A 12190-nucleotide genomic window follows, 5' to 3' on the forward strand; every position below is an offset into this window, starting at 1 on the left:
CGCGCGGCCGTGTCGTCACCCTGGCACAACGGTCCGGATCCGCCCAGCGTGCCGTCAGCGGCACGACATCCCGCCGAGGCGGGCGGGCAGGCGTCGGTGCTCGGTAATCTGAGCCCCATGGCGCTCCTGGTCGCGAAGTTCGGTGGATCCTCCGTTGCCGACGCGGACCGCATCAAACGAGTCGCCGAGCGTGTCGTGGAGTCCCGCCGCGACGGCAACGACGTCGTCGTCGTGGTCAGCGCCATGGGCGACACGACCGATGAGCTGCTCGACCTCGCCGAGCAGGTCTCCCCGCTGCCGCCGGCCCGCGAGCTGGACATGCTGCTCACCGCCGGCGAGCGGATCTCGATGGCGCTGCTGGCGATGGCGATCACGACGCTGGGCGCCGAGGCCCGCTCGTTCACCGGCTCCCAGGCCGGGGTGATCACGGACTCGGCGCACGGCAAGGCGCGGATCATCGACGTGACGCCGGGGCGGATCCGGGCGGCGCTCGACGAGGGGGCGATCGCGATCGTCGCGGGCTTCCAGGGCGTCAGTCAGGACACCAAGGACATCACGACGCTGGGCCGCGGCGGCTCGGACACGACGGCGGTGGCGCTGGCCGCGGCGCTGAACGCGGACGCCTGCGAGATCTACACCGACGTCGACGGCGTGTTCAGCGCCGACCCGCGCATCGTCCCGGACGCGCGGCACATCGACCGGATCTCCTACGAGGAGATGCTGGAGATGGCCGCCTGCGGCGCCAAGGTCCTGATGCTGCGGTGCGTCGAGTACGCCCGCCGTTACACCGTCCCCGTACATGTCCGCTCGTCGTTCTCCTCGAAGCCGGGCACGTGGGTCACCGAGATTCCGGAGGCACAGCTCGTGGAACAGGCCATCATCCGCGGTGTCGCGCACGACCTGAGCGAGGCGAAGGTGACGGTCGTCGGCTGCCCGGACAAGCCGGGGGTGGCGGCCGCGGTGTTCCGGGCGGTCGCGGACGCGGACGTCAACCTCGACATGATCGTCCAGGTCGGCTCGGTGGCGGGCTCGGGCCGCACCGACATCTCGTTCACCGCGCCGAAGGCCGACGGGCGCACCGCGCTCACCGCGCTGGCCAAGGTGCAGGCCGAGATCGGCTTCGAGCGGACCCTCTACGACGACCACATCGGCAAGCTGTCGCTGATCGGCGCCGGGATGAAGTCGCACCCGGGCGTGTCGGCCCGGTTCTTCGGCTCGCTGGCGGACGCCGGCATCAACGTGGAGATCATCTCCACGTCGGAGATCCGCATCTCGGTGGTCGTGCGCGACACCGATCTGCCGAGCGCCGTGCGCGCCGTGCACGGCGCGTTCGAGCTCGGCGATCCGGACGGCGGCGGCGTCGTCTACGCCGGCACCGGCCGATGACCACCGACGCGCGATGATCGAACAGGCACAGGAGGGACCGGAGATGACGACGGGCAGCGAGGCGGGGCGGCGGCCGACGCTCGCGGTGGTGGGCGCGACGGGCGCGGTCGGCACGGTGATGCTGTCGCTGCTCGCCGAGCGGGCGGACGTCTGGGGCGAGATCAGGCCGGTCGCGTCGGCCCGCTCGGCGGGGCGGACGGTACGGGTGCGCGGCGAGGACGTCGTCGTCCAGGTGCTCGCGCCGGAGGTCTTCGACGGGGTGGACGTCGCCGTGTTCGACGTGCCCGACGAGGTGTCCGCGCAGTGGGCGCCGATCGCGGCGGCGCGCGGCGCGGTGGCGGTGGACAACTCCGGCGCCTTCCGGATGGACGACGACGTGCCGCTCGTCGTGCCGGAGGTCAACGCCGACCAGCTCGCGCGGCGGCCGCGGGGGATCATCGCGAACCCCAACTGCACGACCCTGTCGATGATCGTCGCGCTGGGCGCGCTGCACCGGGCGTTCGGCCTGGAGTCGATGGTCGCCTCGTCGTACCAGGCGGCGAGCGGCGCCGGGCAGGCCGGCATCGACACCCTCTACGACCAGCTCGCCACCGTCGGCGGCACCCACGAGCTCGGACAGACGGCCGGCGACGTACGCAAGGCCATCGGGGAGGACGGGCTCGGGCCGTTCCCGGCGCCGCTGGCGCTCAACGTGGTGCCGTGGGCCGGGTCGCTGAAGGACGGCGGCTGGTCGTCCGAGGAGCTCAAGGTCCGCAACGAGTCCCGCAAGATCCTCGGCCTGCCCGGGCTGCGGGTCTCGGCGACCTGCGTGCGCGTGCCGGTCATCACCACGCATGCGGTGGCGGTGCACGCCTGGTTCGCCCAGCCGGTGACGGCCGCGCAGGCCAGGGAGGTGCTGCTTGGCGCACCCGGGGTCGCCGTCGTCGACGACCCGGCCGCCGGCGAGTTCCCGACGCCCGCGGACGTGGTCGGCACCGATCCCACCTGGGTGGGGCGCATCCGCCAGTCGCCGGACGACCCCCGCGAGGTCGCCCTGTTCCTGTGCGGTGACAACCTTCGCAAGGGCGCGGCGCTGAACACGCTGCAGATCGCCGAGCTGCTCGTCGGCGCGGAGCAGCGCCTTGAGTGATGAACCCGGTGTTGTCCGTGGCGCGGGCTGGTAGGCCTTTCACCAGCCCGCGTCACGGCTCTCATTCGCTTTTCGGCCGCTTCTTATGAAGCGTTAAGCTTCGACGTGACGAAGGGGCACGACCGAAGGGCCGAGAACAAGCACCGGAAGAACCAAAAGACCCTTACCGGTGATTGCACGAACAGCTAGCATCCCGGCCGCCGCCAGCGATATCGCGCTGATCGACGAATAGCCGGCGGAGCACCGGAAGACGAGCCGGCCCCACCGAGCCCGGGATCACAATTCCCGATCGGATGCCGCGAGATCACCATCTCCGGAACTGTCCGGCGCAACCGGAAGCCGGAGGGTTCCGTCACGATCGGGCCGCGAGGGGGTGCGAACCGGCTCCGTGACGGAAGGTGCACAGACGCGGTCAGCCCGCCCAGCGGGACACCCGTTGGGCGGGCTGACCGTGAAGTCTCTCGTGGCTCAGACGACGCGGACGGCGTCGGCCTGCGGACCCTTCTGACCCTGGGTCACCTGGAACTCGACCCGCTGGCCCTCCTCAAGTGCCTTGTATCCGTCCATGTCAATCGCGCTGTAGTGGACGAAGACGTCGGAACCGCCGCCGTCCACGGAGATGAAGCCGAAGCCCTTCTCCGAGTTGAACCACTTCACCGTGCCCTGAGCCACGTGCCGTTCTCCCTGCTGGTGCAGTCAGGACCCGCACCGCGCGGGCCCCGGACCGAACGCCAGGAAGCCACAAGAGATCCTGGCGCTGTTCCGCCGCGTCTCGGTTGAGCCGCGAACCGGCGAACTCCGGCCAAGGACGACGCTACACGGACGGAGGCGTTCGCGGGAGTCCTCCGAGCAAGGAAGTCCACTTCATGCCCCGGTAACAGAACAACGCCGCCGCTCCCATCCCGGGCACCTCGGGCGGCACCGTCCCGCAATCCATCGAGCTGGCAGGGGATTTCCAGGCCCGACCGGGCCGCGCCGCACGCCGGCCCGGCGGTGGCCCGGACGTGGCACCCGGACGGGTGATCTGTTGAAGACTTTCTCTCCGACCACGGCCGAGCCCACAACGCACCGGATGTCACCAGGTGAACATGGACAGTTACCCGTCGTCCACCAGTCTGCCGGGTACGTGACCCCGCGTCAGCCGAGCCAGCGGCGGTACCGGCGCCCGGAGATCTCCGGCCAGACGTCGAAGAAGTCCCGCTCGGCGAGCCGGCCGCGGCATTCCTCCAGCCCGAGCAGCACCCCGAGGGTGAACGCCGCCGGATCGCCCTGCGCCTGGGCGGCAACGCCCCAGTCCCGTAGCAGCGCCCGGGCGACCGCCGCGTCCTGATGGATACCCAGCAGCTCCTGGGCCCGCTCGGCCTGCCCCGCCAGGGCGGTGGCCGCCTCGCCGTACAGCGGGGTGACGATCTCGGCCGCGTACCGCAGCCGCTTGGCCTGCTTGCGGGCCACGTGCAGCAGCTCGTCGCGTTCCGGGCCGACGGGCAGCGCCGCCGCCGCCGCGACCTTGCGGGCCAGTCGCCGGTCCGCCGCCGCCACCAGCCCGGGCAGCACGGTGCCGGCCGGTCGGGCGGCCAGTCCCCGCCAGGGCGAGCGCACGAGGTCGAGCAGGCTGTCGACGAGGGCGAAGTACCGCTCGCTGCGCAGCATCACGAGCGCCTGCTCGCGCCCGGCCGCGAGGCCCGTGCCGAGATGCGCGGTGACCGTCTCGTGTACCGGGCCGGCGACGAGCTCGGCGGGAAGCCGCGCCACGCGCCCGTCGAAGTAGGCGATCTGCACCTCGGCGTCCCGGGCGGCGGACAGCGCCCCGGCGAGGTCCCGCAGCTCGCCGTCCAGATGGGCGACCGCCTTCGCCGGGAACAGCGGCGCGAAGATCCGCAGCGCGCTGCGGGCCCGCCGGCAGGCGACCCGCATCCGGTGCACGGCCTCCGGCTCGTCGAGCCGGACCCGGGGATCGGCCGCGAGCAGCGCCCGGACCTGGTCGATGAGGTAGGCGCGCACGACATCGCCGGCCGGCTTGCGCCGGCGCGGGCGGCGCGGCGGGGCGGGCACGTCCGGGCCGGGGCCGGCGGCGATCAGCGGCCCGAGCAGCCGGCCGAGCTTGGACGAGTCGGCCGCGGCGACCGCGCCGGCCGCGAGCAGCAGCTCGCCGACCTCGTCGAGCACGTCGGGGCGGCCGTCGACCAGCTCGACCTCGATCTCCCGCCAGCTGCTGACCGTCGTCGAGGCGCCCAGCGTCTGGGCGGAGACCTGGTCGTCGACGACCTCGGCGAGGTCGGTGCCGGTGGCGTCGCGCAACCGGCGGGCGGTGCGCAGCGTGCGCAGCCGAGCAACCGGGAGCAGCTCGGCGCCGCGCAGGTGTACGGCGACCAGGTCGACGAACTCGGTCGGCGGCGTGTGCCGGTGCCCCTCGGCGATCTCGATCGCGTCGGCGTCGGCGTCGGCGTCGAGCGGCAGCCGCAGCTCGTCGCGCTCGCCGACCCGGACCGGCAGCTTCAGGTGCCAGCCGGCGTCGGCCCCGCCGGTACGCCGGCGCAGGGTGATCCGGTTGCGGGCGAGACGCAGGTCGTCGGTGTCGTAGTAGATGGCCTCCAGGCTGACCGTGCGCCGGGTGCGCGCCGTCACGACGCCGGCGATCTCGCCCAGCCGCGGCAGCACGAACGTCGGCTCGACGGCGTACTTGCGTTCGATCTCACGGACTCCGGTGGCCATCCGCCCCGCCTCCTCACCACCCGCGCCACACCGTCCGCGCACCCAACCCGCCACCCAGAACACCAGGGAGACGAGGACTGGACACCGGATGGACGACGCGAGTACTCCGGCCGTTTACGTTAGCGCGGAGCTGGAATCCAGGAGACGTTCCCGACGAGAACCACATACCCGACGAAGGCCACCGTGTCGATCAGGCTGTGCGCGATCACCAGCGGCAGCGTCCGGCCGCCTCGCTGGAACAGCCGCGCGAACAGCAGCCCCATCGCCACATTGCCGGCGAACCCGCCCAGCCCCTGGTACAGGTGGTAGGAGCCGCGCAGCAGGGAACTGGCCAGCAGCGCCCGGCCGGGCCGCACGCCGAGTTCGTTCAGCCGCACCAGCAGGTAGCCGGTGACGATGACCTCCTCGGCCAGCCCGTTCTGCCAGGCGCTGAGCACCAGCACGGGCACCCGCCACCACACGTCCGGCAGGCCGGACGGCGCGACGGTGAGGTTCGCGCCGCTGTGCCAGGCCAGCAGGTAGAAGCCGAGGCCGATCCCGCCGACCCCCGCGGCGAGCAGTCCGCCGCGGGCGGCGTCGGCGCCGGGCGACCGACCGTCCAGGCCGATCGCCCGGCGCCCGCCGCCGTGCCGGGCCAGCAGGTACACGACCAGCAGGACGGGCATCACCCCGGTGAGCAGGTCGGCGAGCTGCAGGGCGAGGTCGAGCCAGGGCCGCCCGGGCGCCGCTGAGCTGTTGAGCCGGGCGACCTGGGCGCGCACCGGCCCGGGACGGGTGAGCACGCCGATATAGCGGATGACCGCGTAGAGGGCCGACGCGGCGAACGACAACCCCAGCACCAGCGCGATCTCCGCGCCGAGCTGACGCCGCGTCAACGGCTCCGCACCACCCGCGGCGACCACGGGCCGACCGCCGGTGAGGGCGCCGCCGGCAGCACGGCCGGCGGTGGCACGGCCCGCGGCCGGACCGTCGGCGGCCGGGCCGTCCGCCGCGGTCGAGGCGGTCACGGCGTCCGTCACCACTCGACGGTAGCCCACGGTCGCGGACGGTCGGGGTGCCCCCTCACCCCGACCAGTTCAGTCCGCTGGGCTCAGTCGACCGGCTCGGGCCGGGTGAACAGGCGGTACAGGACGATCATCGGTGGCAGCACGATGACCAGGCCGCCGGCGACCGCGTAGAGCATCGCGTGGATGTTCGTCGTCGGCGCGGCGGCGGCGGCGACCGTGACCTGTCCGACCACGAGGTCCGGATACTGGGCGATGGCCCAGCCCCAGAGCACCCCGCCGACCGCCAGCCCCGCGGCGAGCCGGGCGACGACGAACTGACCGCGGGCCAGAGCGATCAGCGTGCCGACCCCGCCGACGGCGGACAGCGCGACCAGCGGCACCGACCGCTCCCCGAACCGGTGCGCGACCTCGGGCGCCTGGTCCCAGAACAGCGGCAGCAGGACCAGGGCGAGCAGGCCGCACGCCACGGCGCCACCGGCCGCCCGGCGGCGGAAGTCCTCCACCAGGTGTTCGGTCGCCGGCGACGCGGCGGCGTCCCGGCACAGGTAGACGGCGGCGAGGAACGCCGTCGCGGCGACCGCGAACAGCCCGCAGCCGATGCCGAACGTGCTGCGCAGCGGTTCGAGGGGATCATCGGGAGACACCTGGCCGCTGGCCAGCGCCGCGCCGGTCACCCCGAGGGCGAACGGCGTGATCACCGACGACACCGCGAACACATGCCCCCACCAGTGATCCGGCCCGGCGGCGCCGGCGCCGTAGGCGCGGTAGACGTACGCGGCGCCGCGCAGCACGATGCCGACCAGGGCCGCCGCCAGCGGGATCTCCAGTGACGACCCGACCAGCCCGTACGCGGGCGGGAATCCGCTGAACAGGGCGACGACGATGAACACGAGCCAGACGTGGTTGGCCTCCCACACCGGGCCGATCGACGCCGAGATCAGCCGGCGCTGGTCACGCGCGTGCGGCCCGCGGGCGAGCAGGTCCCACACTCCCCCGCCGAAGTCGGCGCCGCCGAGCAGCGCGTAGGCGGTCAGTCCGATCACCATGACGACGAGCAGCAGATCCGCGGCGGTCATCGGGTGTCCCCCCGATCAGTGCGACGAGTGCCGGGCGCGGCCGCGTCGGGCCGCCGCCCGGTGATGGCATGCCGACTGACGGCATGGCGTCCCCCGGAGTGGCGCCCACGAGTGTTCCGATCACCGACCTGCCCGCCGCCGGGCTGACCGGAGTTCGGCTGAGCGGAGTTCGGCTGACCCGAGCTGGAGCCAGACCCGGTACCGGGGCCGGGCTGCCGGTGGCCGGAGTGGCGGCCCGTGGGGCGGCGGCCGAACAGCCCCGACCAGCCGATCTGATGCGGCTCGGAGCGTGGCCGTGGGATCGCCGGAACGTCGGTGCCGCTCGCGCCCCGATCGGCCGGGGAGCGGCGTTGCGCGGAACGCGCGTTGGCGCCGGCGGGGTGGCCGGCGCGCGCGGCGCGTTCCGCGGAACGCGAGGGGGTGCCGGCGGGAGCGGGAGCGCCGGCACGCGTGCGGGTGGTGGCCGGGTCCCGGGGGTCGGTGGACGTCGGGGTACCGGAGGTGCTGGCCGGGCGACGGCCGGGACGCAGCACGGCCACCGGAACGCCCGGCTGGTCCTGGTCGCCGACCGGTTCCAGGTGGGACGTGTACCAGGCGGCCGGCTCGGCGGCGGGGTCGTAGACGGCGGCCGGGTCGTCGTACGCGGCGGCGGGCGCGGACCGTCTGGTTCCGGACTCGTCGTCACCCGCGTCGTCGTCACCGTCCGTGCCGCCGCTGCCGTCCGCGCCGGTGCCGTCGCCGTCGCCCTGGAGCGGGCCGGAGTCGCGGGTACCGGGGCCGCCGTCGCGGGGGCGGGGCGCGTCGGGAGCCGACGGACCGGTCGGCCGGCCCGTCACGAACTGCTCGCCGCTGGGGCCACCGGTCGCCATTCGGCGCAGGATGAGGATCAGCGCACCGGCGAGGCTCAGGTACAGCACGAGGGTGCCGGCGAACATCGGCGCGGCGGCGTCGCCACCGGTGACGGCGTCGACGACCCGCATGTGGCCGCCGACGATCCACGGCTGCCGGCCACCCTCGGTGACCTCCCAGCCGGTGAGCATCGCGAGCATCGCCGCGGGGCCGCTGCAGGCCGCGGCGAGCAGCCAGCCGCGACCGGTCGGCAGCAGCGGTGTCTCGCCGCGCCGGCGCCGGCGCACGACGGCGACGCCGGTGAGCAGCGACAGCCCGATCAGCGCGGAACCGGCGACGATCATCACGGTGAACGCGCCGTGCACGAGCGTGCCGTCGGGCCGCTCGTCCGGAGGCGCCGCGTCCAGGCCGGTGATCACATGCTTCGTGCTGAAACCCTCCAGCAGCGAGAGCATGCCGGGGATCTCCAGGCCGTACCGGACCTCCCCGGTCTTGTCGTCGTAGATTCCGCCGAGCGTGAAGGGCGCGTTCGAACCGGTGTGGTAGAGCCCCTCCATCGCGGCGAGCTTGTAGGGCTGGTGGTCGCCGGCGCTGCGGCCGGCCAGGTCACCGGCGACGAGCTGCAGCGGCGCGCAGGCGAGCACGACGGCGAGGCCGACGCCGAGACCACGCTGGTGGTAGGTGTCGCGGCGCCCGCGCAGCATGCCGACGGCGTAGATGGCCGCGACCATGCCGCCGGCGCACATCAGCGCGGCGAGCAGCATGTGTACGACCTGCGGTGGGAACGAAGGGCTGGTGAACGGGGCGAGCGGCTTCTCCTCGACGACCTGTCCGGCGCGCTCGACGATGCCGCGGGGCACGTTCATCCAGGCGTTGACCGTGATGATGAACAGCGTCGACAGCGTGCCGGAGATCGCGATCGGCCAGAGCGTCAGCCAGTGAGCCCGGGCGGACAGCCGCTTCCAGCCGTACAGGTACATCCCGACGAAGATCGCCTCGGTGAAGAAGGCGAAACCCTCCAGCGTGAACGACAACCCGAGGGCACCGCCGTACTTGGACATGAACGCGGGCCAGAGCAGCCCGAACTCGAACGACAGCGCCGTTCCCGAGACGGCCCCCACCGCGAAGAGCACGGCGAAGGCGCGCGACCACTTCTTCGTCAGCGCGAGCCAGATCGGGTCACCGGTCCTGAGCCACCGCCACTCGGTGTAGATCAGCATCCATGGCAGTCCGACGCCGAACACGGCGAAGCAGATATGGAACGCGAGGGAGAACGCCGTCTGGGCACGAGCGAGGTCGACGGCGTCGGCGGCGAGAACCATGCGCACGGCTCCTTCGATGGACCGCGGGAAGATAATCGGCCGGGATTCAGCCGACCTTCTACCCCACGTAGAAGGTCCCAAGGTACGTAACAGGGGATCCGGTCGTCCGCCGCGAGATCGTGAGGTCGACGACATGCGCGACGACGGCCGGTGGGACGGTGCATCCCGCGTCCCCTCACAGTGCATACGCGCTGCGGCGGCGTTTTTGCTCGACCGCCGGATGTGATTCTGGCCAACCGCCGCGGACCTCGGAAATCACCGGCCCCCGAACGGCACCAACGGGCATCGCGGCCGCACCGGAAAGACCGCGGGCCGACGCGGCCGAGAAGAATGTCACCCGGCCGCGGGCCGCTCGTCCCGGATTGCAGTATTACCAACGGGTCAAGAATTCCTCGGGGGCCCGGGTATCCCGTCGCCGGTATGCCGAAAAGGGCCGCCGACACCCGGCCCACAATGTCCGGACGCAAGGCCCGGGCGCACGGTCCGGACGCCATCCGGGCGCAAGGTCCGGGCGGCACCGGGACGGGCCGGGCGAAAGGTCCCGCCCGGCGCCCGCGAGTGCGTGCCGGGCAGTGCCGGTCGGGCGTCCGCGGCGGCACCCGGCGCGGCGCCCCGGCGCGGCCCGGATCACCGGGGCGGGCCAGCGCCTCGCCCTCGCGCCCACACCTTCGAGCCACGTCAGGGCGTGACCTCGCCGACTCCGAGCGTCGCCGCGCCGGGCCCGCGCGCCGGCCGCCACCGTCCGAGACCCGGCGAACACCGTGGTTGGCTGACTGTGACCCACACTTCCCCGTCCGCATCGCCGGATCGGCAGCACAGAACTTCTACGCGACGTAGGATTGACTCATGGCGCGCCTGGGTGACCTCGAACGGTCGGTCATGGACGTGTTGTGGTCCAGTGACGCGTGGTCCATCGACGGGTGGTTGACGGCCCGCGAAGTGGCTGCCCGCCTCGACCACGAGCGCGATCTCGCGTACACCACCGTGCTGACCGTGCTTGAGCGACTGGAACGCAAGGGATTCGTCCGCCGGCAGCGGGCCGCGCGTGCGCATCGCTACGCGGCGGCCGACAGCCGGGAGGCCGTCGTCGCCGAGGCGATGATGGAGGCGCTGGGCACCGCGGATGACCGTGGATCGGCGCTGGTCCGGTTCGTCGGCTCGGTCTCCGCCGAGGAGGCGGAGATCCTGCGGCGGGCGCTGGAGCCGGCGGCGGCCGGATCCGTCGACCCGGACGAGCCGGCACCGCCCCTCGGGGACGGTCCCGTTCGTCCCGACGGCTCGGCGCGGTCGGGCGATGTGGCACTGCCCGACGGCCCGGTGCAGTGACGACGGGCTCCGCCCGATCGGTTCAGATTCCGCCCGGCCAGAGGTAGCGTTGGCCACGAGATGACGACCGCGGCCCTTCTCGCGCTGTTCGCGGGCGTGCTGGCGTGGCCGGCACCACGCCTGCTGGCCGCCGCGCGCTGGCCGCACCGCTGCCCCCGGGCGGCCATCGTGCTCTGGCAGGCGATCGGCCTGGCCGGCGGCGTCTCCGCCCTCCTCGCGGCCATCGCCTTCACCGTCTCGCCCCTGTCCACCAGCACCCCGTCCGCGATCGTCGACCATGTCGGCAACATCGCGGCGGGCGTACCGCTCGACGGTCTGAGCTGGATCAACCTCGTCGGTCTCGCGGTGGCGACCGCCCTGGCCGGCCGGCTGTTCGGCGTGCTCGCCGCGTCCACCACCGCCACCCTGCGCGAACGGCATCGGCACCGGCACCTCGTGGACCTCGCCGGCCGCCGCCACCGCGGCCACGACACCCCCGAGGCCCACGACCATCACGGCGGCGACCAGCAGAGCGGCGACCAGCGGGGCGGAGCGTCCGGCCGCGGCGTTGGCGGGACGATCCCCGGTGGCTGCTGTCTGTGCGAGCACCGTGACCGCGCCAACATCGGGTTGCGCATCCTCGACCATCCGATCGCCGTGGCGTACTGCGTGCCGGGGGTGCGCCACGCCCGGGTCGTCGTGTCCCGCGGGCTGCTGAACACCCTCGACGCCGCCGAGTTGGACGCGGTGCTCGCCCATGAGGCGGCACACGTCGCCGGCCGGCACGACCTGGTCATCCAACCGTTCGTCGCCTGGGAGCGCACCTTCCCCTTCCTACGCCCGGCCCGGGAGGCGACGGCGGCGGTGTCGTTACTGGTGGAGATGCTCGCCGACGACGCGGCCGCCCGCCGCTCCAGCCGCCGCGCGCTGGCCCGCGCGCTGGCCCGTCTCGGCGTCGCGAGGGCCCCCGTGCCAGCCGGCGCGCTCGGCATCAACGGCCCTGGCGAGGCCACGGCCTCCGCCCAGGCCCCCGGCACGGGCACGGTCACCGTGCCGACGCGCCCGTCGACGTCGGCGTCGACGTCCCCGATGCTGATCGCGGCCCTGCCGGCGGTTCGGCCACCGGCCGGATTCATGGCTGCCGGGCCGGCCCCGGGCGTGGCCTCGGTCAAGGAGACGGCGGCGGTCGCGTCCGGGCCACGGCCCGGCACGGCCAATCCGGTCGTCTCCCGGATCTCCCGGCTTCTTGACCCTCCAGTGGTGCACTGGTGGCAGCCGTCGTGCGCGTACCTGGCGGCCGTCGTCGTCCTCGCCGCGCCCCCGCTGATCGTCCTCGTCGGCTGACCGGCGGCGTCGGCTGACCGGCGGCGTCAGCTGACCGGCGGCGTCGGCCTTCCCACATTC

General features: G+C 73.4%; 8 protein-coding genes and 1 pseudogene. 4 read left to right on the forward strand and 5 right to left on the reverse strand.

All coding sequences use genetic code 11. The annotated features are described in order from the left end of the window. Positions 1–117 precede the first annotated feature (117 nt). Together AC6EXY_RS21575 and AC6EXY_RS21580 are read left to right on the forward strand one after the other, a co-directional pair. Positions 118–1386 carry an aspartate kinase gene (locus AC6EXY_RS21575; RefSeq protein ID WP_101832110.1) on the forward strand — a complete coding sequence of 423 codons (1269 nt, stop codon included), beginning with the start codon at positions 118–120 and terminating at the stop codon, positions 1384–1386. 43 nt (positions 1387–1429) lie between these two features. Beyond that, positions 1430–2515 (forward strand): aspartate-semialdehyde dehydrogenase, encoded by a 1086-nt coding sequence (locus AC6EXY_RS21580; protein ID WP_101832141.1) that lies wholly within the window; start codon positions 1430–1432, stop codon positions 2513–2515. Positions 2516–2983: 468 nt separating this feature from the next. Here AC6EXY_RS21580 and AC6EXY_RS21585 read toward each other — a convergent pair whose 3' ends face one another. The 5 genes from AC6EXY_RS21585 to AC6EXY_RS21605 form a co-directional block, all read right to left on the reverse strand. Then, positions 2984–3187 carry a cold-shock protein gene (locus tag AC6EXY_RS21585; RefSeq protein WP_018500469.1) on the reverse strand — a complete coding sequence of 68 codons (204 nt, stop codon included), beginning with the start codon at positions 3185–3187 and terminating at the stop codon, positions 2984–2986. 465 nt (positions 3188–3652) lie between these two features. Continuing rightward, the gene (locus tag AC6EXY_RS21590; protein WP_499817878.1) at positions 3653–5227 is read right to left on the reverse strand and encodes a CYTH and CHAD domain-containing protein; all 1575 of its coding nucleotides are present in this window, start codon (positions 5225–5227) and stop codon (positions 3653–3655) included. A 119-nt stretch (positions 5228–5346) separates the two neighbouring features. Further along, entirely contained in the window at positions 5347–6129 is a 783-nt protein-coding gene (locus AC6EXY_RS21595) for a CPBP family intramembrane glutamic endopeptidase (RefSeq protein WP_243407575.1), read from the reverse strand. Between the two features lie 188 nt (positions 6130–6317). Continuing rightward, positions 6318–7310, reverse strand: a complete 993-nt coding sequence (locus tag AC6EXY_RS21600; protein WP_499817877.1) for a cytochrome d ubiquinol oxidase subunit II — start codon at positions 7308–7310, stop codon at positions 6318–6320. After that, positions 7307–9481: a cytochrome ubiquinol oxidase subunit I gene (locus AC6EXY_RS21605; protein WP_499817876.1), complete on the reverse strand. Its 2175-nt coding sequence runs from the start codon at positions 9479–9481 to the stop codon at positions 7307–7309. Before AC6EXY_RS21605 ends, AC6EXY_RS21600 begins: the two co-directional genes overlap by 4 nt. 846 nt (positions 9482–10327) lie before the next feature. Between AC6EXY_RS21605 and AC6EXY_RS21610 the strand changes: the two are divergent. Together AC6EXY_RS21610 and AC6EXY_RS21615 are read left to right on the forward strand one after the other, a co-directional pair. Beyond that, positions 10328–10854: pseudogene (locus tag AC6EXY_RS21610) on the forward strand (BlaI/MecI/CopY family transcriptional regulator). Between the two features lie 13 nt (positions 10855–10867). Then, positions 10868–12130 (forward strand): M56 family metallopeptidase, encoded by a 1263-nt coding sequence (locus AC6EXY_RS21615; protein WP_101832114.1) that lies wholly within the window; start codon positions 10868–10870, stop codon positions 12128–12130. Positions 12131–12190: the final 60 nt, after the last annotated feature.

This window comes from Frankia sp. RB5, assembly GCF_059816245.1.